The organism is Oceaniferula marina, from assembly GCF_013391475.1.
GTDB lineage: Bacteria > Verrucomicrobiota > Verrucomicrobiia > Verrucomicrobiales > Akkermansiaceae > Oceaniferula > Oceaniferula marina.
The window spans coordinates 918,106-941,307 of sequence record NZ_JACBAZ010000001.1 but is presented as its reverse complement, the minus strand read 5'-3'; the positions used below and the strand labels follow the sequence as shown (position 1 = coordinate 941,307).

The following is a 23,202-nucleotide window of genomic DNA, read 5'->3' as shown; positions in this document are numbered from 1 at the left end:
TGATAGCTAACAAAAATAAATTGAAATTGTTTGTATTGGTGTTGACTGTTGTTTGTTGGGTGGTAGCTGTTTCGGCCTCTCCATTTCATTTGGTGAGAGAACGTTAATCAAATTTATTCTATGAAAATGAAACAGATGATCCCCATGTTTGCGGTCAGTGCGATGTCACTTTCCGTTGCCTCTGCTGCGAGTTACACCGTGACAGCGAGTCCCAACCCAGTGACTGGTGAAATTACAACCCTGACCGATACTCCCGCAATATTTGCAAGTTTTGATTCGTCCTTAGGCACCTTGACGGAAGTTCGGGTGAAAGTAACGGCTCGCGAGAGTGCTCACGTCACGATTGAAAACAACACCGAGAGTGCTGTAACGGCACAGGTTACATTGAATGGTGATGTCTCGGCGTATGTTGATGTGAATAGCAACGGGACGAATGATGACGCTTTTGGTGCTGAAGCTTCTTTGGATCAGGCATCTGGGGATATCGCATTGGAAGCTACAGACAATGGTGGGGTTGCCAATAATATAGGTGTTGATTTCTGGTCTGACGATATCATCTCGGCTTATGAAAGTAATGAGTCTTCCAGTTCTCTTTCCAGCGATCTTGCGTATTTCGTAGGTGATGGGATCTCAACTCGCACGGCCTTTGTGAATGCCGGTGGAAGTTGGGGAGCCTCAGGGGCGAGTAATGCAACGTTTCAAGTGACTAACCATGAAGGGGAGGCGATTGTCGAGGTAACCTACATTTATGCAGTTCCTGAGCCTTCGTCCTTTATCTTGGCCGGGCTTGGTTCTTTGGCTTTCATCTTCAGAAGAAGGCGTTCCTAAATTACTGCACTTGATTGATTTGATTGGATCACTCCTATTTCCTCGGGAATAGGAGTGATTCTGTTTCATTTTAGATCTTTTTTATTTTGTAATGGGCTTGTGGATGTGGGATGTTCCACTTGATTCATTCATCGCTTAAAGTAATCATCATGTCGGAACCCGAAGGTCAGGATTTGTTTGCCATGTTGGGGGATGATGTAAAACTTATCAATACGGACTCCAAAAAACCGTTGGAGGTGGAGGAGAGTATCTTAGCGGGAAGTTTGTTCGATGATAGCGAGCATCCGAACCAGCAGAAGCAGTGGAGCCCTAAAGTCTTATGCTTGCTGTCATTGTTGATTTTACTCATTGGGGGGGCTGGTATGAGTTCCCTGGTATATGGATTGTGGGTAGTAAAACCTGATGAAGAACCTCAGAAAATTATTCCGATTGAAGCTCGGTCCATGTCGAAGGAAGAAATCGAGCTTGTCCGATCCAAGGAGGCGATTCTCGAGTTGCGGAAGGTCGTAGCCGGTTATTTACAGGCTTCGAGCGTTGAGGCCAAGTTGGCTTTTGTTCGTCACCCGGAACGGGTGCAACCATTCATGGAGGATTGGTATCAGAGTCGGGCGCATTCGATGAAGGTTGCGGAGTTGGAGTCGATGACGACGATGGTGCCGAAAACCATTTTTGGTAAATCATTTTGGAAGATTGAACTGCCAAGCGACGGCTTGTTTAAAAAGCAGTTGTGGGTGGAGTCTCTGGAGGATGGCTCTTTCAAAGTCGACTGGGAGACAGATGTTTTTTATAATCCATGGAACTGGGATCGTTTTTTAGCTGAGAAACCGACAGTGCCGGTGTCGTTGCGTGTGTATGCCAGTTGGAATGACCTGTATGTTTACCAGCACCGGGATGATGAGAAGTATCAGTCGTTTCGTCTTGAGAACAAGGATAGTGATCAATTGGTAACGGCATACATGGAACGAGACAAAAAAGGGTGCCGTGATATGTTGGCGCTAATGCAGTCGAACGCTAAAAACCCGGCAGATTTAAGGGATGAAATGGGATTGCCGTTTTTGCTGACCTTGCATTTTGATGAATCACCGGAAGGGAAGAAAAATCTGGTGATCGATAAGCTTGAGAGTCCCAGTTGGCTCATTTTTGATTGATTGCATGGCAGGGATGTATCGGTGCATTTAATTTTCGACAGAATCCATGTGCTTAGCTTAGCCTTGGGGTCGTGAAGGAAATGGATGCTGCTGAATTGGGTTGGCTGGATCGTATGGGGGCGATGACCGTGAAGGAGTTGCGCCAGGGCTTGCGGCGTGGAATGTTTATTTTTCCCTTTATTTTTATTCAGCTTCTTGCCGTGATGGCGACGGCCTTTGAGTTTCACCTCGGGGATGTTGAGAGGTATTCTGAGAAGACCGGGGTGTTTAATCTGGCCTTGGTGATGGATTCCGGGCCGTTTTGGATGGTGGCGTGGGCTGTCTGCGTTGTGGTGATGCCTCTGGGGGGCTTGCTTTTGATGGGGCAGGAGCTGGAAGAAGGGAACCATGAACTGCTGCAGATGACCGGCTTAAACCGCTGGCGTGTGGTTCGGGGAAAATTTTTGGTGATCTGGGGCTGCTGTATTTTGACCTTCCTTTCCCTGCTGCCGTATTTGATTGTTCGTTATTTCATCGGCGGCATCGATCCTTGGCGCAATATCATCCTGTCTTTGTCATTGGTTTTTGCTGCTGGCTTGACATCTGCGGGGACCTTGGGGGCCTCTGCATTCAAGGGCGTGAGCGGAAAATTGGGTGTCATGGCTTTGTATGCCTGTTCCCTGCTGATATCCGGGAGCATGGTTCTGTGGGCAAGTGCATTTCGGAGCGGTGGCTGTGGCTGGATCTATCATATCAACGCCCTGTTTTTGTTTGTCTGCTATCTTCTTTTGGGTTTGGGTTTGGCTAGGTCGAGGATTCGGTTGGTGGTGCATCATTACGAAGTCAAACCGAGCTGGATGGTGATGGGGCTTTTGTTTTTTTCTCCATTGGTGGTGGGGATGTCAACGGCCATGACGGTTGGCTATGGCGGCTTTATTGGCTTGATTGGCATTTCCGTGCTGGCATGGTTTACGGATATTTCTCCCAAGGCCCCATCATGGGTGAGTCCCACGGGGGCTCTCCCCCAGAGTGGGGGGCTACTTGCACCTGTTCCGTTGCCGACGGCCCCAAATGCTGGAGGGGATACGACCCCGCCAGAACAAGAGCCCGAGTGATGCGCGATTGTCTCTTTCGGTGTCATGTTGAGGAAAGATTGCTGGCGTTGTGTCGTAATGTGCTTCAGATTTTTTATCAGATTTAGCTGCCTTGTTGATTGGTGCAGCTAAGGACTCAAACCCAAACATAAGCATGATGATGAACATGAAAGAATCGATGACCGTGGCTGCTCTTGCCGCCTTAACAGGAATGATCTGCCCAAAGCTGTCGGCCTCGGATGCTGATCATGTCCTGTATTTTGACTCCCCAGCGAGCAAGTGGGAGAATGGGGGATTGCCGATTGGCAATGGCTCATTGGGCGGCGTGGTGATGGGCGATGTGGACCGTGCCGTGATGCAGTTCAATGTCGACTCTCTCTGGACGGGGAACGAAAATAAAGCGGGGAAATACAATAAAACGGGCAAGGGGGATGTGTTTGGAGCCTATCAGAATTTTGGGTTTTTAATTTTTGAACAGGGACGCTCGGCCAAGGCTGGCGTTAAGTTGAGCTCTCCCAGGGCAGCTGAGGGTTTTCGTAAAGCGGTCGATTCATCGTCGTCAGAGACGGTGGCGCAATCGGTTGACGGCAATCTTGGCAGCAAATGGTGTGTGATTCATCATGGGAGCAAGATGGCCTGGCAAGTGGATTTAGGAGAAAAAACGGCCCTTGATGCCTACTCCTTTACCAGTGCGAATGATGTGCCATCACGCGATCCGGCTCATTGGATGTTCGAGGGCTCCGATGATGGAAAAACGTGGAAGATGCTGGATAAAAAGGTGGACGTTGCGCCGATGCCTAAACGGGGGCTGAAGGTTGGTTTCAAACTCGACCGTCCGGTAAAATACCGGCATTACCGATTTGTTTTTGCGCCGAGGAAAGGTGTGGAGCATTTTCAGGTGGCTGAGATTTCCCTTGATGGGGTCTCTCTCTCTGCTCAGCCGTCGGTGCCGGCGGGGTACCGGCGTCAGCTTGATATTGCCCGTGCGGTGCATACCACATCGTGGCAGAGCGGGGGTGTCAATTTCCAGCGCGAGGCGATTGCCAGCCAACCGGGGCAGGTAATCGTCTGGCGGATATCGGCTGATCAGCCGGGTCAGATTGGAGGTCTTGTCAAATTGGAGGGGGCGCACAAGGGGATGGAAACCGTTTCGGTGACAGGGAGTGGTCTGAAGTTGCGTGGGCAACTACCGAATCAACTTCAATATGAAGCTCGCGTACAGGTCAGAGCCAAAGGTGGTGTGGTTAAGAAGGGGGCTGATGGCGTGGAAGTGCGTGGAGCGGATGAGGTATTATTGTTTTTAGCTGCGGATACGAACTATGTGATGGACCGGGCCAAAGGATGGATGCAGGGTGATCCTGCAGATCGAGTGGCCCCCCGCTTGAAGGCGTCTGCCGGTAAAGAGTGGCCAGCCTTGTTGGCAGAGCACGAGCAGGATTATACCTCGTTTTATCATCGAGCTTCTCTGGATTTGGGGAAAAGTGATGCCGCCCTTGCCTCCAAGCCGATCAACCAAAGGATCCAGCGATATCGGGATCAAGCGAAAGCCTTGCCCCGCCCTTGTCTTGACCCGGAGTTGGAGGCCATGTTGTTTAACTACGGGCGTTACCTCTTGATTTCGAGTTCCCGTGAGGGGACCCTGCCGGCGAACTTGCAGGGGATCTGGTGTAACAGTAACGCTCCGGCATGGTGCAGTGATTTTCATTCGAACATCAACTTGCAGATGAACTACTGGTTGGCGGAAACCACCAACCTACCTGAATTGTCTCGTCCTCTGTTTGATTTACTGACATCGGGTGTTCCGGTTTACCGGGAGCACACGGCCTTGCATTACGGTGGCGATACCCAGGGATTTGTCACCCGGATGAGCATCAACCCATTTGGGGGAACCGGATGGAATTGGAATATCGAAGGAACTGCTTGGTTGTCTCAGCATTACTGGGAGCATTATCAGTTTTCCAAGGATGAATCGTTTCTTGAAAAATCCGCCTGGCCGTGGATGCGGGGTGTCAGTCTGTTTTGGCTGCCCCGCCTGAAAGAGTTGCCTGATGGTAGTCTGGTGGTGCCGAATGCCTGGTCCCATGAGCATGGCCCCCATGAGGATGGTACGGCACATGCCCAGCAATTGATGTGGGATCTGTTCAGCAGCACCTTGAAGGCTGCCGAGGTCTTGGACCGTGATCCCGAGCTGCAGAAGCGGTTGAAGACGGCCCTAGGCAAACTCTATGGACCGAAAATTGGAAGTTGGGGGCAGTTGATGGAATGGATGGGCGAAAAGGATTTGGAAAAAGGAAACCACCGGCACACGAGTCACTTGTTTGCCGTCCATCCAGGGAGCCAAATCACCTTGGCTCAACAGCCGAAGCTAGCGGAAGCCGCTCGTGTTTCATTAACCAAGCGCGGGGAAGTTGGCGACAGTCGCCGGTCCTGGACCTGGGCGTGGAGGACGGCTCTATGGAGCCGGCTCGGCCAAGCTGAGCGTGCCCATGGCTGTGTTGCTGGTTTGTTGGCTTACAACACCCTCGACAACCTTTGGACAACGCACCCTCCATTTCAGATTGATGGAAATCTGGGCATCCCGGCTGGCATGGCCGAAATGTTTTTGCAGAGTCATGCCGGGGAAATCGCATTGTTGCCGGCCTTACCCAAGGCTTACCCCAAAGGCTCGGTCAAGGGGCTTCGTGCCCGGGGTGAGGTCATCGTTGACATTGAATGGAAAAATGGAAGGTTGCGGCAAGCCACACTGAAATCGCCGATTGTGCAGACCGTGAAGGTGCGTGTGCCCGGTGAAAAAGGGCTTCGGGAAATCAAGCTGTTTCCAGGCAAGCTTGCGACTGTTGTGCCTCGTTAACCGTGCGAGTCATGGTTTCTTTTCTGCCGCTCCCCTGATATGAAGGGGGGCTGGTCGTGTTCATCGGGGGCTTCTTGGCTCTTGCATCTTCCGGCAATTATCTTACATCTGCCGCATGCACATGCGCTTCACTGATGACGAGCTACTCACGCTCTCTGAGATGCTGACCCTCGCCTGTTGGACCACTTTCTGGAACCATCAGCCGGGGGCCGATTCAGGTGTCGCGCGCTATGATGATTTGTTGAACAAGGTGCTGAAGCGCTTGCAGGACAACGGCCAGGGGCGTGAGGTGGAGCTCGACCCCGAACGGCAGCGGCTCAGGCTTTGCAAGGAAAAGGAAGAAGGCTCGTTTTATGCACAAAGCTTTGATGTGATGCGCAATGAAATCTTTTGGGAAGAACTGGTCGGGCGTCTGGCCGAGCGCGAACTTGATCGCAAACATGGAACCGGATATGTGCAATCCTTGCCCGAGCAAAAGCGCAAGCAAGTGCTGGAGCCTGTCAGTAAACGGTTCTGGGATGAGTTCTCGACCAGGGGGATTGCCAATTTGCACGTGGTTTCGAGCATGCTCGAGGGCTAGGCCCAGCCAGGGTCGCCATATTCTCTCCTTGATTCTTCGGGTGTTCTTTCAGAACGTGCTGCTATGCAGATGCGTGAAGCCGCTGAGAGGATTCTATTTGCCGACTCCCTCGATGAAAAACTGACGCTGGCTCCTGAAGTGGCCAACGACGATGAGCCGGGCATGGCGATTGTGGAGCCTGATACTCCGGGGCGGCCTGACTCACTGCGAATCAGCCAGAAAGGGGTCAAAGCCAGTTTTCCTGGAGTGAATCGGATGGATGACGATCGGGAGCGCGGAGTGATGATGCATTTTCTGGCGAACCATGAATTGATGGCTGCGGAGTTGATGGCACTTGTGCTGTTAAAGTTTCCTGACGCACCCAAGGCGTATCGGGAGGGCGTTTACGAGGCGATGCGGGAGGAGCAAATGCACACCTTGATGTACATGCGCCGGATGCGCGAGTGTGGGATTCATTTTGGTGATTTGCCGGTGAACGATTACTTTTGGAAACTCATCGCGCCCATGGAGACTCCCATGGATTTTGTCACCCGCTTGAACCTGACCTTCGAGCAGTCGAATCTGGATTTTTCCAAACACTACGCCGGGCTGTTTCGTCAGGTCGGAGATACGGGAACGGCTGCGGTGCTGGAAAAAATCTATCAGGATGAAATCGGGCATGTGGGGCACGGGGTCAAATGGTTCCGCAAGTGGAAACACCAGAGCGATAGTGATTGGCAGGCATTTAAAAAATCTCTTAGCTTTCCCTTGGCTCCAGCCAAAGCCAAGGGCATGGCTCCGTTCAATGTCGAGGGCCGCCGACTCGCAGGGCTCGATGACGATTTTATTGCGCATCTGGAAGTTTGTGAGCAATCGAGAGGGCGGACGCCGGTGGTGCATTGGTTCAACCCGAATGCCGAGTCAGCGGTGGCGGCAAGCCTCACCGGCGATGTGTTTCAGCCGAATAAAATGGAGTCTGCGATGGAGCAGGATTTGGAAATCCTATCTATCGCCTGGTGCCGTCGAGACGATTTGTCGTTGATGCGCTGCGTCCCGGGGAACCAGCACTTGGCAAAACTCAAGCAGTTTGGTTTCGATTTGCCCGAAATTGTTTCGCTTGAGCGGGTGGAGGATGCGATGGCGGAGCGAAAATTGGGTGGTCTCCGACCCTGGGCGTGGTCGCCTGATGCTACACGGATTTTGGATCCCTTTGCTGATGCCGTTTCGGAATCCGGAGAGTGGAAATGGAGGAGGGAGGCCCCGGCCTGGTGGCTGGCAAAGGAAGCCGGGGTGCGCTTAAACGAATGTCTTGGGCTGCACGACGATGTTGGTGCGTTTTTTACTGAATATGACTCAGCCTTACTGGCGGTTCAGAACATGAGGCAGGATCGGGACTTGTTGCTCAAATCGAATTTTTCCTGTGCCGGGCGCGGTCATTTCCGGGTTCGTAAGGAAACCTCGGATGCGGAGATTGAGCGCTGGTTGAAGCGTTGTCTGGCCAAACATGCCGGCGTGCTCGTGGAACCCTGGCTCGACCGAGTGATGGATTTTTCTGCCTTGTATGAAATGGGCGCGGATGGGCAGGTTCGTCAAATCGGACTCACTGAAATGCAGAATGATCGTGCAGGGCGGTTTTTGGGCAGCCGGGTTTATCCGAAATGGGGCGGGGGAATTGATCCGGATGTCGCGAAGTTTCTTTTTGCCGATGCTGGGATGATGGATTGGTATCGGAATAAAATACCAGCAGCCCTGTCAGGTTTGTTGGGCGATTACCGAGGCCCCGTCGGGGTGGACGCGATGGTCTACCGCGATGATGACGGGGCATTGGCATTGCGGCATGTGGTTGAATTGAATGTGCGCATGACCATGGGGCGTGTCGCTCTCGAGTTGCAAAAAAAATCCAAACCTGGAAGCGGTGGGTTGTTCCGGATATTGCGCAAGTCGGGGATGGATGCAGAGACCTTGCATGATATCAGCCATGCCGGCGTGGAATCAGGTTTGTGCCTGATTAATGATCCAGAGAACGCCCGTGAATTTCTCGCTGTTTGGGAAGTGATCTAACACAGGATCGCGGTGATGCCGCAGCCTCGGTTTTGTCCAAGCATTGCCAGCGAGTGCAAATCAAAGTTGGCGAATTTCTCCCATCAAATTCAACACGGGCAATGTAGTGACGTTTTTTTTGATGTGTTCGGATCGTGAGTGTCCGGTTTCAGATGTGAACAAACGCTGCTGATTACTCTTTTAAATCAGATTTGAATCCACCAAGTTGCCCCCGTCATGAATGCGCAAGCAACCATCCAAGATCGTCGTATTGTTCCCGTCGTTGTGCTTGACTCAGTGGAGTCGGCTTCTCCATTAGCAGATGCCCTGGTTTCGGGAGGTTTGCCGATAGCCGAGGTTACGTTTCGGACGCCTGTAGCCGCGCAATGTATGCAGGCGCTATCGGACCGTGGGGATGTGCTTGTGGGGGCCGGGACCGTAACCAGTGCCGAGCTGGTTGACATTGCACATGATAACGGAGCTAACTTTATTGTCTGCCCCGGGTTTCACGAATCCGCGGTCAAGCGTAGCCTGGAGCTAGGGCTTCCGGTTTATCCCGGAGTCGTAACTCCCTCTGATATCGCCAGAGCAATGGAATATGGATTGGAGGCCGTAAAATTTTTCCCCGCGGAAACGTTTGGAGGGGTGCCGACACTCAAAGCCTTGGCCGGGCCGTATCATGAAATGAAATTTATCCCGACGGGTGGGATTAACAGCGGAAATATTTCTTCCTATTTGGCCCTGGATTCGGTCTTGGCATGTGGTGGCTCGTGGATGGTGGATCGCAAGCTCGTCAATAGCGGGGAGTTTGAAACCATTGCCCATCTGACGAGCGAGGCCGTCCAACTAACACAATCCAGCTAACAAAATCGATTTAACCTGATCATCGAGAGAATGAAAACCAGACAAAAAGCCAATACTCAGTTCGACTCCATTTCGATGGGGGAAGTTATGTTACGCCTTGACCCCGGTGAGGGTCGAATCAAAACAACCCGCCGGTTCCAGGCATGGGAAGGTGGGGGGGAATACAACGTGGCCCGGGGCTTGCGTCGTTGCTTTGGACTGCGGACTGGCGTCGTAACCTCGCTGGTGAGAAACGAAGTTGGCAGCCTTCTGGAGGATCTTATCTTTCAGGGAGGCGTTGATTCCCAGTTGATTCAATGGCGCGAAGACGACGGGATTGGTCGCTCCGCACGGAATGGTTTGAACTTTACCGAACGAGGATTTGGTATGAGAGCTGCCAAGGGATGTTCTGACCGTGCACACACCGCCGTTTCCCAGCTGAAGGTTGGAGATGTCGACTGGGATCATATTTTTGGCACGCTGGGAAGTCGTTGGTTTCATACCGGGGGCATTTTTGCGGCGCTCTCGGAAAGCACCGCTGAACTCACCATTGAGGCATGTCAAAAGGCCCAGGAACATGATGTGCGTGTTTCCTACGATCTGAACTATCGTCCCAGCCTGTGGAATGCCATTGGCGGCAAGGCGAAGGCCCAGGAAGTGAACCGTGCCATTGCTCCTTACGTGGATGTGATGATCGGCAATGAAGAAGATTTTACGGCTTGCCTTGGTTTCGAGGTGGAAGGTGTCGATTCCGAGAATGTGACCGGACTTGAGCTGGATAGCTTCAAGCATATGATTAAGCAAGTGGTGGAAACGTACCCGAACTTCAAGGCCGTTGCGACCACTCTGCGAGATGTGGTCACCGCAAGTATCAACGACTGGGGAGCGATTCTCTGGCACGATGGTGAGTTTTATGAAGCGACCCATCGTCCGGCGCTTGAGATCTACGACCGCGTCGGTGGCGGAGACTCGTTTGCGTCCGGCCTGATCTACGGCTTGATGGAGTTGCAGGATCCTGCCAAAGCGGTTGAATACGGAGCTGCGCATGGGGCCTTGGCAATGACCACAGCGGGTGACACCACGATGGCGTCCCTTGCGGAAGTTGAAAAACTCGTTGGTGGTGGCAGCGCCCGTGTTGACCGTTAGGTTGAGCCCTTGTTGGTTGTTAGGTTGGTGGCCCTAAGTTGTTTATATTAATGATGATGTATGAGGCTAGGTCTGAACAAGGGCTAAGAAGTTATGATGGGCGACCTGACTTTGCAGCTCGTTCTCGTATTTTTGGCGTGGATTCTCTGAAAACAAGTTGAGGACGATCATCGCCATGAAACCAGAGGATCAGTTGAAACACTTTGAAAAGGATTTTGGCGTCGAAATCAGAACGTAACTTGTTCCATCTGGTTCAATGCTAGTGATAGATGTTCTTTCCGCCCCTTCATGATAAACAAAGCAGCGTTTTAAAATTGATAGCCGCGTTCACACCAATAATGCTAATCACAGACAGCCTCCCGTGACTCATCATCCAGCTCGCCTATGGGCTCAAGCTGAGTGAGCTGCACCGCAAGCTCGTCATCATCAAACTCGACCATAACATAGATGTCATGGTCGCAATCCTCGACATCTGCCATCCGTTTTACCGAATAAACGTCGTCCTTGCGTAGTGTTAACGTTGATGTTCTTCTCAGACATAAAGCATGGAATGGGAAACTGATTTCCCCTCAAGATAATAATACCAGCCCATAGCTCTTTCTTCTGCCCCATAAGCATCCACTACAGCTCCCATGGTGATCCGGTCTTCCCTGTATTCGTCTATTTCAGCACTCATAGTAACTTAAAGTTAATCTCTTGATCCAAAGGGTTTTGTTTTAACCATCGTTCTCTCTGATTTTGGGCTACAACTGTCATCTTCGCAGGTTCAAGCCACCCTGCTTTTTCCAAGCGACCACGGAAACCCGTTAAACGGGGGAATTCGTTTGCGATACATTTCACGGCTTGAATAAAATATTCGCGGTCATCCCGCGATACCCAAAGGTCTTCCAAGCCTCGCAACAAGAGCACGGCTTCTTCATAAGACTTTGTCTTTTTCTCAGAAACTAGTTCATGAATGCGATCCAGAAGTTCATCTTCACGGTTCCCCAGCTCTAACAAGTATTCTTTCCTGCGGCGCTCCTTTTCCTCTTTCATTCTTTGCGCTTCCAGTCGAGCTTCACGCTTAGCTGCATTCGCCAAATCATCATAGCAAACATCACCTCCCAAATAGCTGGACTGTCGATAACCACCTAGTTTTCTAAGTTCACGTTTCAGTTCACTCTGCACAGAATGAGCATCTTCTGATAGAAGTCGCTTCACATAGTCCTCTTTTTTCTCGATGGACAATTTGGGCAAATGAAGATCCAGCGACTTCTCAACCTTTTTCGTTCTAGGAAGTGGACGGCTCCGTTCTGCCGCTTGTTTAATCAACTCTTCATTTACTCCGACAAAATCAGCGAGAATGCGATGCTCCTCCTCCAGCTTTGCCATACCTCTAGGTAGAGCCACTACTTTTTTCTCTATGGAAGATATCTCACAGCCTTTCATCCAGAGAAGAAATAGTCCGCGATAATCCCCTTGCTGAATTTGACGATATACTGCTTCAAACGCTTCCAAACGCCAGTCCCCTGTATCCTCATACTGATCGTAGTATGAATAGCTAGGCTCTATCCAATTTTCTTCAAACCACACCTCTACGAAAACAGCATCTTCAGTTTGCTTGACCTCAAGAAGATTACCAAGCGCAAAACCCTGTATTTGCTCAACATCAACACTCCCTATATCAAACCTAAATTCCACTCGCTGAGTTCCCCAGTTCGCCTCATAGAGGAAAATATCAAAATATCTCGTTAGGACGGTTTGTGGGTCATGTTTGAAATCACCCCAATGATATGTCACCTCGGCTGAGTTACTGGTCACCGAAATATGGGACGACAAGTTCGATACTTCCTTATACTGCTTTGGGCTTAAACTCTGACTCACTTTTTTCCACTGATAGCACTGATACTCGCTCATGGCGTTACTCTATTTATAAGGCTATTTCAGATCAAGAGGTTCTTGTTCAGGATCGTAAATTTCATAACCCATGGAGGAATAACCTTTCAGACGTTTTCTGAACATAGAGGCAAACATGGGAGCATCATCATCCACATAATCATAGATACGGACTTCCTGTTTACCTTCGTGCATGCGACGGTCTTCGACTTTCCGAGCTAGAACCTCGCATTGTTTTGATAAAGTCCGCAGGAAGAAAACGATCCAAGCGTTCCAGTCAGGTGTGGTCTGGAATGACGTTTGCGCTATTCTCAATGCTCTGTAATAGCTGTCTTTATTCTCCTCAATAATCCGCTCAATCGAGGCATCTGGCACAGACTCATATCCTGACTGAAGTAGGAAAAGAGTGGTGAGCTCCCGCGAAAGTTTGCAGCTCCCATTCAAGGCGTGTCTTCGTGTGGGCAGGGGTATCGAAGGGGGGTGAAGTCTCAAAGAGAATGCCGATCTGCTTACCATTGGCATCGAAGGCTGCGACATGGTTATCCAGAGTTTTGTATGCCCCTCGATGACGTTACTCCTTGGTAGAGTGTGCTAACAAAGTGGAGTGAAGCTGGAGCAGGTGATTTTCATCTACATTGAGGAATTCCCGAGAGTCAAAGATCAGATCTATGACCTTGGCATAACCTGCGACTTCCTGTTCATCACGGGAAGTGAATTTCTCAATTTCAATATTATCCAGCAAGATTTTTACCTGAGCATCAGACATTTTGGAGCCTTCTATCCTTGTGGATGAGCCCACACTCTCAATGGTGGCTGTTTTTCTGTGTTGTGTCAGACGGATCACGGTCAATAGCCCCAAAAGCCTGCCAGTGCCCCTTGAATTCATCAATCGAGGCGATAAGTTGGAGTATTTTAGGTGTGATATTGACTGAGGCTTCCATGGTGAACCGTTAAATGACTCAATTATACCCAAAGAGTTTGGTTGGTTCTGCCCACTCTGGCCAAGATTGGGGAAGTGAAAAAGTGGCGGGCCGAGAGGGATTGCCCTTGCTCCGCGCGGGCTGTGCGGAAGTGGCAAAATGCTCCTCCGCATTTTGATTGGGGGAAGATTGCGCGTGATGCACGCGCGGTTGTGCGCTCGAACTTCGTTCTCATCCCTCCCGTCTGTAAAAGCCACGACCCCCGCCCAAGAAATCTTGAGCGGGGGTCGTGGCGGACCGAGAGGGATTCGAACCCTCGATGCCCTTTTGAGGCATACTCCCTTAGCAGGGGAGCGCTTTCGACCACTCAGCCATCGGTCCTTAATCGATGTGTCGGTCGAACGACGCGCGGTTTAGAACATATCCTGACGTTCTGGTCAAGTGATGAAGTGCAGGAAATTGCAAAAATGCGCATTTTTTGTGATATGGGGCGTATGATCTGCTATTGGGGAATTCCAAATTGAAATTTAGGGATCTTCTCATAGGGTTCGCCGCATGAAGCGCACCAACCGAAAGACCCGTATTATCTGCACTTTGGGCCCTGCCACCGATTCCGATGCGATGTTGGAATCTTTAATTGCGGCTGGAGCCAATGTGTTCCGTCTGAACATGAGTCATGCCAAACATGATTGGGTGCGTGACGTCTGTGCCCGGATCCGGCGGATTTCAGCTGAAATGGAAGAGCATGTGGCTATTCTGTGTGATTTGCAGGGGCCTTCGATCCGGACCGGTGATGTGGATGGTGAACTGGTATTGACCAAGGGGGATTTGGTGGAGTTTCGCAAAGCGGATGCAGCTCCGAGTATGGAGTTGTCGACAACGGTGAACTATGTCGGACTGATGGCCGATGTTTCGGTGGGTGACCGCCTGATCGTGGATAACGGAAACCTGTTGATGCTGATTAAAGAGGTCAATGTGGATCGGATCATCTGTGAGGTGAAGACCGATGGAACCATGGGGAGTCGCCGCCATATCAACTTGCCCGGAGTTCGTTTGAATCTACCGGCACTCACCCGCAAGGATCATTTGGATCTGGCGGTCGCATGTGACTGCGCTGTTGACTACATTGCCGGATCGTTTGTCCGGGATGCGGCGCATGTCCGGGAGCTTCATGCAGCAATGCTTGAAGGTGGCGGAGATGCCCAGATTATTGCCAAGATTGAGGACCAGGAGGCTGTTCGCAACATTGACGATATCATTGCGGCTGCGGACGTGATTATGGTGGCACGTGGAGATTTGGGGATTGAAGTTAATATTGAAGAGTTGCCGATTTTGCAGCGTAAAATTGTCCAGCGTTGTTTAAAATTGGGCACACGGGTCATCGTAGCGACACATATGTTGGAGTCGATGATTTCCAACCCATTGCCCACCCGGGCCGAGGTGACGGATGTTTCCAATGCTGTATTCGAAGAGGCTGATTCCGTGATGCTCAGTGGTGAGACCAGTGTCGGCAAGTACCCGATTGAATGTGTCGAGATTCTGGATCGTATTGCGCGCCGGATTGAGCGCAGTGGCGGTATGGGGTATGGTAAGGACGCGGTGCTACGCACCGAGCGCCAAAAGACCGTGCGGTCTGCGATTCAACTGGTGGATTCCATTCCTGAGGCGCAGTTGGTGGTGTTTACCCGCCGTGGCTACATGCCGGTTCAAGCCTCTCTGTTCCGGCCGACATCCAATATCCACGCTTTTGCCGCGAATGCCTCAACCTGTCGAAAGGTGGTCTTGGCTCGTGGTGTCACGGCTCGCCAGATCGATTTCGGTGATGATCTGGACTCGTTATTGCGCAAGGCCGTCGCCATGCTGAAGGATGAGGGCGTTGTCCGCGATGGAACACCCTTGGTGGTGATCTCCGATATGGGACAGAAGGGCGAGATCGTCGATTCCGTTCTGCTGATCCACGCCTGATCGGCTCTGGAACAAGGCACCTTGAGAGAGGCCTGTTTATGGTGAGGCTCTGGCGGCTGATTGAGGCCAATCAGCCTTACCTATCATTCCTTACCTATCATTCATAGCCGTGCGATGAATGGACCGTTGGCTCTTCGATACGGTGTGGTTTTGATAGAAGGCTGATCCGGTCGTTTTGTCAGAAGGACCCAGCTGGCAATCGTATTGCCGGTCCTTTTGTCTATAGGCTGAGCACGTATTCGACGAGATCGTCGATCTGTTTTTTGTCGAGCTTGTCTGCAGCTCCGCCATGGTTTTCTTTGACCAGCACCTCTTTAATGGTAGCCGAGCGACCATCGTGCAGATAGGGGGCCGTGCGCCAGACTTCGCGCAAGGTGGGCGTGTCCCAAACGGAGGTTCGGTCGGCTGGACCGGCATTCTTCATATCATGCTTTTGCATGTCGGTGAAATAGGGGCCGTTGTGGCAAACGATACAGGCTCCCTTGCTTGGTGATTTGAAAGTTTTCTCTCCCCGTTTGGCTGCGTCGCTTAACTCACCATTGACGAGATAAGGGCTGGGTTCTGGTTTGAGTGATTTCAGGTAGGCGTCGAGTGCTTCGTATTGGTCTTCGGTGGCAGACGCAAACTGGATGTGGCGGACACCGGCGCGAACTGCCACTTCCGCCTTGGGGCGAATGCCGGTGATCATCGCTGGCGGAGTGACGTGGGAGAAGAGCAGGCTTTTGGCATTTTTCGGGTTGCCGATGCCGTCATTGAGCAAATCCCAGTTGAGTCCGTCCATTCTGGCTTCTTCCGTATGGCAGGCATTGCAGGAGAGCCATTGTTGGAAACAGTACGTGGCGTCGTTGAAAATGATTTCCCCTTTGCGTGCCTGGGAGATCTTGATCGACGGGTTCATCGGGAAATTCAGGATGTTGGGTGAGACCGTTCCCTTGCGTAGATCCACATAAGTCAGGTCGTCACTGAAATACTGGGCGGTCCAAACGCCGGGGCCGTGGCTGAGGATGGCTCTGGGGCCGTTTCCAGGCACTTTGATCCTCTTTCTGATATCCGACATGATGGAGAGGTTGTATTCGAGGTCTTCCCTGATCTCGGTTTCCTCAATTTTTTTGATCAGTCCGGGAATGTCGATGACACTGATTTCGTGCGTGCCGGAGTGGGCCACGAAGATGTGTTTTTGGTCGGATGAAATATCGATTCCCCATGGGCCGGCTGCGCCCTGACTGATGTCATCCAGCAGGATGGTGGCATAGAGTTCCTGGGTCTTTGTGTTGATGATGCTGAAAGCATTGGTGTTGATCCAACCCCGATCAAGTTGGGTGGTGGGGACCAAGAAGCGGGCCAGGGAGTGGGTGACAAAAACAAAATGTCCGTCGGGGGAGAGGGTGATGTCTCTGAGCGCGTTACTGCCGTTTGCAAGTTCGATGTGCTTGATCACCTTGTGGGTTTTGCAGTCGATCAAGCTGACTTTGGCTGCTGTGTGTTCGACGTTGCTTGCTCCGTTAGGAAGTAGGTTGGCAACATAAAGCGTTTGTCCGTCTTTGGTGATGCCAGTGGCATTGGGCATTCTCAGCACGGGAATGCGTTTACTTTCTTTGAACGTGTCAATGTCGATCACCGACACGGTGTTCATGAAGTAGTTGCAGACGTAGAGTTCGTTGCGTTGGCTGTTGACAATAGGGGCGCGGGCACCTTGTCCGACTTTTAAGGTGCGGAGAATTTCCCCCGACGAGGCGTTCAGTTCATGGACGGCACCGAGTTGGTCCTTACTGGTGACGTAGAGTTTTTGTTGATGACGGGTGATGCCGGTGACTTCAGCGGGAAGAGCCACCCGTTTCATGAGTTTGCGGGTTCTGGTTTCAACCCACGCGACACTTTTTCCTGTGTGTTCGGCGACGTAAAGCGTCTCTTTGTCTTCCGAGAGCTCCAGATCCGCGGGAGATCTGGGAGGCGCTGCTGTTGCCGAGCCCAACATCATGGCCGGGATGGCCATGATGCTGAGAAGGAGTAAAAAGCGGCAGGATGCTTGTGCGTAGGTTGTTTGGATCATCATGGTCTCTTCCTATCGTTATTCTTCGATGATAACTCGGAAACCTACGTTGTAAACCTTTTGCCATGGACGGAAGCCGAGGCTGAATCCGGCAGCTGCACGGTGCGGACGATCTCTCCATGATCCACCGAGGACGGTTTTTTTGTCATCGGCGTAATCGGAGCTGGTCCATTCGGCGACGTTACCGTGCATATCATGCAATCCCCAGATGTTTGGCTGGTAGCTGCCCACTTTGGCGAGGTGAAGAACACCGTCATTGACATCATCACGCTTAGGGATGAAATCGAGATGAGGTGGTGGGTTTTTGATCGGCTTGGGGTTGACTCCCTTGACCGCCATTTTCTTCATGTTGACGTCCGAGAGGTTGGCGTGTTTACCAAAGTCATCGGCGAGTTCACCATAGTTGACCGGGGAGGCCGAACCAGCGCGGCATGCCCACTCCCATTGGCTGGAGCTCGGGAGTTTGACTTGTTTGCCAAGCTTTTTACCTAGCCAGTCACAGAAGGCGTTGGCTTCATCCCAGTTGGTCCGGATGACGGGGAACTTGGGATCGTTCATGTAGTATCCACGGTCCACCTGGTCCTTGTAGTGCATGTCGTAGACTCCGTTTTTGTATTCTTTCTGGAATGCACGGTATTGTTCGAGTGATACCTCGGTGTTAGCCATCCAGTAGGATTTTTTCACGAGCTCTTTTTTCCCTTCGGCATTGATGAATTCGCCTTTAGGAATATAGACAAAGGTCATTTTCGAGCCGTTGCCGAGATCGACACTAAGCGGTGTTTTTCCTTGTTGCATTGCCCGGGCCTTGTCTGGGGCGATGGGCCAATGCTTGGATGTTTCAGGCTTGGTCTTGTTTTCGGTGACCTCGGGTGGGGCGATGAACTTTTTGCGTTCGGTGTATGGGTTTTGCACCACTTCCGGATTGACCTCGAGACCGGCGTATTTTTTCCGGGTCTCGGCACGGCGTCCGAGGAACTCCTCGGTTTTGGATCCTCGGCCTTTTGGAGCTTCGGTCCATGTTCCGTGCTCAGGCACGTTCATATCGATCCAGGTGATGAGTTTTTCCCATGATTCCTCGCCGAGTTTGACATTGTAGTGTCCCTTCTGGAGGATTTGAACCAGTTCGCTGGTGTCAGCGTGGAACTCAAGAGGGGTGAGCAAGTGGTAGTCACCTTCGGGTCCGTTCCGGCGCACGTAGGGGTGGAGTTCGAAGTAGGATTTTTTCATATCTTCGAAGTCCGGGCGACCATCTTTTTTCGCCAGTTCCGTGGTGTGGCAGCCAACGCAGGATTCGTCGAGAACCGGTTGGATTTCACGGTGGAAGCTGAACCCACGTGGTTTGGTTCCAAGCCATGGGGTGAGTTTTTTCGGTGCCATTTTGGAGGCCATCGTTGGGCGTGGGGTCGGTGACATGTTCTGTGGTTCGTGACAACCGACGCAGGAGACAACCTCGCCTGGCATGGCCGTCGCCCAAGAGCGCATGATTTGCAAGGCCTTGCCTTCGGCGTCAAGCGGCAGGAAGCCGATCGGGGTGTTGGCTGGAGCCTTGAACATCACGGATCCGTCTTTGTTGACAGGCACGGTGCCGAGCACGGTGCGCACATCCCAGGGCCCCTCCATGCCGATGGCGTAGTGGCCACCTTGTTTACGAGGTGCGTATTCGTAGGTGTAAACTTTGAGGGTTTTAACCGTTCCACGGGGCACGTCCTTGAGGCCGGGGCCAGCGTAGATATCCTGAATATAGAAGGTAGCATCTTTTTGGTCGAGGCGGACGAGGTCGGGCTTGACCGGTGGCTTAGCCGTCTTCCTCAGTGGGATGGCTTCGGTGAGTGCATTTTTGTTCGCTTCTTGGATCGGCACGATGTTGTCGAAGGTGTCGACGAGGTAAATGCCGAAGTGTTTTCCGTCCAGACTCATGGAAACGATGAAGTGGTTTTCACTGAGCGGGTATGGGTGGAGGAATAGTGGGAAGGATCCATTGACCAGTCGGTCCTTGATGACCGGCTCGACTTTTTTTCCTCGGCCCGGGATGCGCTGGATCACGCCATCGGCTTCGTGACGGCCCTTGTTGTTGTCGAATAAAATTAATTCCCCGGCACGGGCGACGCCGTGGTGGCCGGTGACGATGGTGATGAATTTATTGGAACTTCCCGGGATCGGGCGGGCATAGAACATCGAGTTTGGCCAGTAGGAGTTGCTACCGTAGTATTCCTTCTGGTTGGTTCCGTCTGGGTTCATGTGCATCAGCAGGCGGCTGAAGTAGTGGGCCGAGTCCGTATATTCCCAGCGTTGGAAAAGAATCTTTCCATTGGGTAGGACTGTCGGGTTCCAGTTGTTTTCCTGGTCGAAGCAGATCCGGCGAATATTGTTGGTTTTCGGATCCAGGATGTGGAGGTTGGCGACGATATCATTACCACCGACGCAAGGGACACCTTGGAACCCGGAAGTTGACGCAAAGATGATCCTGCCATCTGGAAGATAACATGGGTCCATGCAGTCGATGTCTGCAATCGGAGGGGTGATTTGTTCTGGTTGGGCTCCTTTTTTTAGATCCATTTCGAATACCGCCCACGCGCCGTGTTCTCCAATGGAGGAGAACATGATCTTGTCGGCGTCGAAGTGGAGCTCAAGGTCGCCGAGAAATTTGCCTCCTTCTGGCTTGAAGATTTGTTTGGTTGACCCGTCTTTGAGAGAAAGGGTGGAAATGTTGTTGTTGTGACCTGTTTTAGGCAAGCTGGAGTTGCACTGCCAGTTGGCGGGAAGCCAGCGTTTGTTGACGCTGCGCTCGATGATGAGTAATTGGTCGAAATCGATGGCAGGGTTGGCCATCAGAGCCTCTTTACGAAGTTTCGCCAGGTCCTTTTCGTCATTGATTTGTTTCAGGCGTTTTAAGAATGCTGGACCTTTGGGATAGGCCTTCCCGTGGGTGTTGATCAAATCCTGGATGGCGAGCTCAAGAGACTCCTTGGTTCCGTAGTTGAGTTCTCGGGGTTTTGCCAGCAGCGTGAGGCTGGTGCTCAATCCAATGATGACGCTGGCAATGATGCTGGGTTTCATGGTTTCTGATGCGGTGTTAGTGTGTGTTCTGTTGATGCGGCTGAAGATGGTCGGCTAAACGTTGTTTTGCCTGCAGTCAGTCACTTTGCGGATCCGGAAGATCCCTGTGGAGTGAGTGGGGAAGAAAGAGTAGGAGGCGGCAGTGCAAAAGAGTTTACACGGCCGCCTTTAGATACGTTTTTGGGTAGCGACCCTTTCAACGATTCATCAGGCTTCGTTCTGCAGCGTGTTGAAGAGGTCGAATGCTTCAGCTGGTGTCGCATTGTTGTGAACGACGGCTTTGACCGCTTTCATCATGGCGAGGGGAGCTTCGGATTGGAAGACGTTACGTCCCATGTCGACTCCGGACGCACCACACTGGATTGCGTTGTAGCAAAGTTCGAGGGCCTCGAGTTCGGGGAGTTTTTTGCCACCGGCGATCACGACGGGGACCGGGCAGGCCGCGACGACGTTTTCAAAGCCTTCGGTGTAGTAGGTTTTAACGATGCTGGCACCGTTCTCGGCACAGACGCGAGACGCGAGTCCAAAGTAGCGAGCATCGCGGGCCATGTCTTTTCCGACCGCAGTGACGCCCATGACGGGGATGGCGTATTTGTTGCCGATATCGACCAGACGGCTGAAGTTGGCGATGGTGGTGGCTTCGGTGTCGGCATCACCAATGGAGAGCATGGCGGCCATGGCGGAAACGTTCATTCCGATGGCATCTTCTTCGGAGATGAGCACGTTGTGGTTCATTTCCGTGAGGATGGTGGTTCCGCTGTCTGTCCGGAGGCAGATGGGTTTAGTGTTTTCTGCGGGAATACAGGTGCGGATCATGCCGCGGCATCCCATCAAGCAGTCAGCTTCCTCGGCAAGAGGCGCGATGTTGAGGTCGATGCGCTCAAGTCCGGATGTGGGTCCCATGAGGAATCCGTGGTCGAAGGCCAGCATGACGGTGCGGCCTGATTCGCGGTTGAAGATACGGGACATGCGGTTTTTGATTCCCCATGAAGCACTATTCATACCTTTGAGGTAGAAGCTGCTTGTGTCTGCCGGGGTGTTGAGGCCGAAGTTGTCTCCGTCTCTGATGTCATCTAAGTCTGCCATGGTCGTGTTGGTTTTTTTGAATTTGGTTGTTAGTTCGTAGGGTTTGGAAAATAAAAATTAGTCGAGGCTGTTAGCGAACGCTTGGAAGATCAAGGCGATAGACGTTGCTCCTGCGTCGGTGTGGCCGATGACGCGGTCCCCCAAGTTGCGTGCGCGCCCGAACTTGGCAACCATATCTTTGGTTGCGTCCCGGCCATCGGCTGCTGCTTTGGCTGCCGTATTGAACATCGTTGAGAGGTCGGATCCCTGATGGGTGTCGATCGCTGTGATGGCGGGGATCAGGGCATCCATCATGGTTTTGTCACCGATGTCGGCCTTGGTTTGCTGGCGGAGATTGGCGAGGCCGGAGTTGAACATGGTTGCCACGGCTGCCGGAGACAGTTCGTTGCCATCGACTCCGTCACTCATCCCGAGAAGGAGTGCTCCGATCAAGGTGCTGGTGGATCCACAGGATTCCATCATGGCGGCAAAGCCCATGTCATTGAGCGATTGCTTGAGGTCGGTGCCTTTGTCAGCCGTGTTGCAGATGGCCGTCATGGCTTGGCAGATGGCGGTGCCGTGATCTCCGTCTCCGGTGGCGGCATCGAGCGAGGAGAGTTCCTCCTTGGCTTCTGTCACGGCGGTGAGTCCCGCTGCGAACATGGCTTTGAGATGATCGAGTGTAAGGGAAGTGGTCATGGTGTGAAGAGCTTCAGGTGTGAGTGACGGGCAAGGGGGATTGCCCCTTGCCCGTGGGTGGTGTTGAGTTATTGCGTGGTCCAGTAGGGTGCGTTGGCTGGAGCCTCGAGGTAAGTGACGTGATCTGGATCAAGTTTACAGAGGATCATTTGGAACCCTCCCATCTCTTGAACCGTTAGGAGCTCGTCGACGATGCCTGGGACAAGCGTGATTCCTTTTTCGGTGAGGATCTGGTGCGCTTTCCGGTAGACGATGTTCATTTCCATGAGGGTCGAGCCGCCAACACCGTTGATGAGGAGTTGCACCGTGTCTCCGCTGCTTGCTCCTGTCGCTTCGATCAATGGTAGCACCATACGTTCTGCCGTTTCATCAGCAGTAAGGATCTTGGAGATGCCTCCGCCGGCTTCACCGTGTTGGCCCATGCCGATTTCCATTTCGTCGTCGGCGAGGTTAGAGATAGCCTGTCCGGTTTGCGGGTGGGTGCAGTTAGTGACAGCAACGGCGAGCGTGGCCATTTGCTGGTTGAAGCGCTCGGCTATTTCGTAGACTTCATCGAGGGATTTGCCTTCGTCTGCGGCGGCACCGGCGACTTTGTAAAGGGGAACGCATCCAGCCAAACCACGTTTGTCTTCGACCGGGGTGTCGATGCCTGCACTGATGTCTTCGTGGGTCAGCAGCATTTTGACTTTGATTCCGGCACGCTCCGCCAGTTGCATCGCCATATTGGCGCTCATGACGTCACCGGCGTGGTTCAGAACGACGAGTAAAATGCCGGCGTCTCGTTTGAACATTTGCAATGCTTCAAAGACTTTGGGGGCGCCCGGGGCCGCAAAGATATCTCCCACGACGCTGGCATCTAACATGCCGTCACCTACAAAACCGGAAACGGCAGGTTCGTGTCCGGATCCTCCCATGCTGATGACCGCGACTTTGTCTTCTGCTTTTTCGTTTGCCCGAACAACGATCTTTTCGTTGACGAGTTTGACTTTGTTTGGGTAGGCCAAGGTGTATCCCTCGAGCAGTTCAGCTGTCAGGTTGGCTGGGTCATTGATTAATTTTTTCATGATGAAATGGATAGGGTAT

At 52.1% G+C, this 23,202-nt stretch carries 17 protein-coding genes, 1 tRNA gene and 1 pseudogene; 9 read left to right on the top strand and 10 right to left on the bottom strand.

Features of this window, described 5'->3' with window-relative positions; translation table 11 throughout:
- The first annotated feature begins 126 nt into the window (after nt 1-126).
- The 8 genes from HW115_RS03785 to HW115_RS03750 all read left to right on the top strand — a co-directional run bounded on the left by HW115_RS03785 (nt 127) and on the right by HW115_RS03750 (nt 10,488).
- Entirely contained in the window at nt 127-828 is a 702-nt protein-coding gene (locus HW115_RS03785; protein WP_178931228.1) for a choice-of-anchor E domain-containing protein, read from the top strand.
- A 149-nt stretch (nt 829-977) separates the two neighbouring features.
- Nucleotides 978-1,976, top strand: coding sequence for a hypothetical protein (locus HW115_RS03780; RefSeq protein ID WP_178931227.1), 999 nt, complete (start codon nt 978-980; stop codon nt 1,974-1,976).
- An 80-nt stretch (nt 1,977-2,056) separates the two neighbouring features.
- Nucleotides 2,057-3,070, top strand: a complete 1,014-nt coding sequence (locus HW115_RS03775; protein WP_227021247.1) for an ABC transporter permease — start codon at nt 2,057-2,059, stop codon at nt 3,068-3,070.
- A gap of 133 nt (nt 3,071-3,203) precedes the next feature.
- Nucleotides 3,204-5,900 (top strand): glycosyl hydrolase family 95 catalytic domain-containing protein, encoded by a 2,697-nt coding sequence (locus tag HW115_RS03770; protein ID WP_178931225.1) that lies wholly within the window; start codon nt 3,204-3,206, stop codon nt 5,898-5,900.
- A 121-nt stretch (nt 5,901-6,021) separates the two neighbouring features.
- Nucleotides 6,022-6,480, top strand: a complete 459-nt coding sequence (locus HW115_RS03765; protein WP_227021246.1) for a hypothetical protein — start codon at nt 6,022-6,024, stop codon at nt 6,478-6,480.
- A gap of 63 nt (nt 6,481-6,543) precedes the next feature.
- On the top strand, nt 6,544-8,520 hold the full coding sequence (locus tag HW115_RS03760) for a DUF455 family protein (protein ID WP_178931223.1): 1,977 nt from the start codon (nt 6,544-6,546) through the stop codon (nt 8,518-8,520).
- 216 nt (nt 8,521-8,736) lie between these two features.
- Entirely contained in the window at nt 8,737-9,363 is a 627-nt protein-coding gene (gene eda, locus HW115_RS03755) for a bifunctional 4-hydroxy-2-oxoglutarate aldolase/2-dehydro-3-deoxy-phosphogluconate aldolase (RefSeq protein ID WP_178931222.1), read from the top strand.
- 21 nt (nt 9,364-9,384) lie between these two features.
- Nucleotides 9,385-10,488, top strand: coding sequence for a PfkB family carbohydrate kinase (locus HW115_RS03750; RefSeq protein WP_425498132.1), 1,104 nt, complete (start codon nt 9,385-9,387; stop codon nt 10,486-10,488).
- Between the two features lie 341 nt (nt 10,489-10,829).
- Here the strand turns inward: HW115_RS03750 and HW115_RS20170 are convergent.
- The 5 genes and pseudogenes from HW115_RS20170 to HW115_RS03720 form a co-directional block, all read right to left on the bottom strand.
- Nucleotides 10,830-11,080, bottom strand: a pseudogene (locus tag HW115_RS20170) (calcium-binding protein).
- 80 nt (nt 11,081-11,160) lie between these two features.
- Nucleotides 11,161-12,384, bottom strand: a complete 1,224-nt coding sequence (locus tag HW115_RS03735) for a hypothetical protein (RefSeq protein WP_178931219.1) — start codon at nt 12,382-12,384, stop codon at nt 11,161-11,163.
- A gap of 21 nt (nt 12,385-12,405) precedes the next feature.
- Nucleotides 12,406-12,738: a Fic family protein gene (locus HW115_RS03730; protein ID WP_178931218.1), complete on the bottom strand. Its 333-nt coding sequence runs from the start codon at nt 12,736-12,738 to the stop codon at nt 12,406-12,408.
- Nucleotides 12,739-12,934: 196 nt separating this feature from the next.
- Nucleotides 12,935-13,207, bottom strand: a complete 273-nt coding sequence (locus HW115_RS03725; protein ID WP_178931217.1) for a Fic family protein — start codon at nt 13,205-13,207, stop codon at nt 12,935-12,937.
- 366 nt (nt 13,208-13,573) lie between these two features.
- Nucleotides 13,574-13,664 (bottom strand) — tRNA-Ser (locus tag HW115_RS03720).
- A 174-nt stretch (nt 13,665-13,838) separates the two neighbouring features.
- On the opposite strand from HW115_RS03720, the gene pyk reads away from it, so the two are divergent.
- Nucleotides 13,839-15,248 carry a pyruvate kinase gene (gene pyk, locus HW115_RS03715; protein WP_178931216.1) on the top strand — a complete coding sequence of 470 codons (1,410 nt, stop codon included), beginning with the start codon at nt 13,839-13,841 and terminating at the stop codon, nt 15,246-15,248.
- A gap of 220 nt (nt 15,249-15,468) precedes the next feature.
- On the opposite strand, the gene HW115_RS03710 is transcribed toward pyk, so the two are convergent.
- From HW115_RS03710 to HW115_RS03690, 5 genes are all read right to left on the bottom strand, one after another.
- Nucleotides 15,469-17,301, bottom strand: coding sequence for a YVTN family beta-propeller repeat protein (locus HW115_RS03710; protein ID WP_178931215.1), 1,833 nt, complete (start codon nt 17,299-17,301; stop codon nt 15,469-15,471).
- Nucleotides 17,302-17,316: 15 nt separating this feature from the next.
- Nucleotides 17,317-20,355 (bottom strand): SUMF1/EgtB/PvdO family nonheme iron enzyme, encoded by a 3,039-nt coding sequence (locus HW115_RS03705; RefSeq protein ID WP_178931214.1) that lies wholly within the window; start codon nt 20,353-20,355, stop codon nt 17,317-17,319.
- Between the two features lie 207 nt (nt 20,356-20,562).
- The gene (gene lsrF, locus HW115_RS03700; protein ID WP_178931213.1) at nt 20,563-21,441 is read right to left on the bottom strand and encodes a 3-hydroxy-5-phosphonooxypentane-2,4-dione thiolase; all 879 of its coding nucleotides are present in this window, start codon (nt 21,439-21,441) and stop codon (nt 20,563-20,565) included.
- Nucleotides 21,442-21,498: 57 nt separating this feature from the next.
- Complete coding sequence (locus tag HW115_RS03695) at nt 21,499-22,119, bottom strand: DAK2 domain-containing protein (RefSeq protein ID WP_178931212.1); 621 nt, start codon at nt 22,117-22,119, stop codon at nt 21,499-21,501.
- 68 nt (nt 22,120-22,187) lie between these two features.
- Entirely contained in the window at nt 22,188-23,195 is a 1,008-nt protein-coding gene (locus HW115_RS03690; RefSeq protein WP_425498131.1) for a dihydroxyacetone kinase subunit DhaK, read from the bottom strand.
- Nucleotides 23,196-23,202: the final 7 nt, after the last annotated feature.

Bases quoted from the DNA above. Each gene is read 5' to 3' on its own strand.
- HW115_RS03785 (WP_178931228.1), top strand. From the start codon at position 127: ATGAAACAGATGATCCCCATGTTTGCGGTCAGTGCGATGTCACTTTCC.
- HW115_RS03780 (WP_178931227.1), top strand. From the start codon at position 978: ATGTCGGAACCCGAAGGTCAGGATTTGTTTGCCATGTTGGGGGATGAT.
- HW115_RS03775 (WP_227021247.1), top strand. From the start codon at position 2,057: ATGGATGCTGCTGAATTGGGTTGGCTGGATCGTATGGGGGCGATGACC.
- HW115_RS03770 (WP_178931225.1), top strand. From the start codon at position 3,204: ATGATGATGAACATGAAAGAATCGATGACCGTGGCTGCTCTTGCCGCC.
- HW115_RS03765 (WP_227021246.1), top strand. From the start codon at position 6,022: ATGCGCTTCACTGATGACGAGCTACTCACGCTCTCTGAGATGCTGACC.
- HW115_RS03760 (WP_178931223.1), top strand. From the start codon at position 6,544: ATGCAGATGCGTGAAGCCGCTGAGAGGATTCTATTTGCCGACTCCCTC.
- eda (WP_178931222.1), top strand. From the start codon at position 8,737: ATGAATGCGCAAGCAACCATCCAAGATCGTCGTATTGTTCCCGTCGTT.
- HW115_RS03735 (WP_178931219.1), bottom strand. From the start codon at position 12,384: ATGAGCGAGTATCAGTGCTATCAGTGGAAAAAAGTGAGTCAGAGTTTA.
- pyk (WP_178931216.1), top strand. From the start codon at position 13,839: ATGAAGCGCACCAACCGAAAGACCCGTATTATCTGCACTTTGGGCCCT.
- HW115_RS03710 (WP_178931215.1), bottom strand. From the start codon at position 17,301: ATGATGATCCAAACAACCTACGCACAAGCATCCTGCCGCTTTTTACTC.
- HW115_RS03705 (WP_178931214.1), bottom strand. From the start codon at position 20,355: ATGAAACCCAGCATCATTGCCAGCGTCATCATTGGATTGAGCACCAGC.
- lsrF (WP_178931213.1), bottom strand. From the start codon at position 21,441: ATGGCAGACTTAGATGACATCAGAGACGGAGACAACTTCGGCCTCAAC.
- HW115_RS03695 (WP_178931212.1), bottom strand. From the start codon at position 22,119: ATGACCACTTCCCTTACACTCGATCATCTCAAAGCCATGTTCGCAGCG.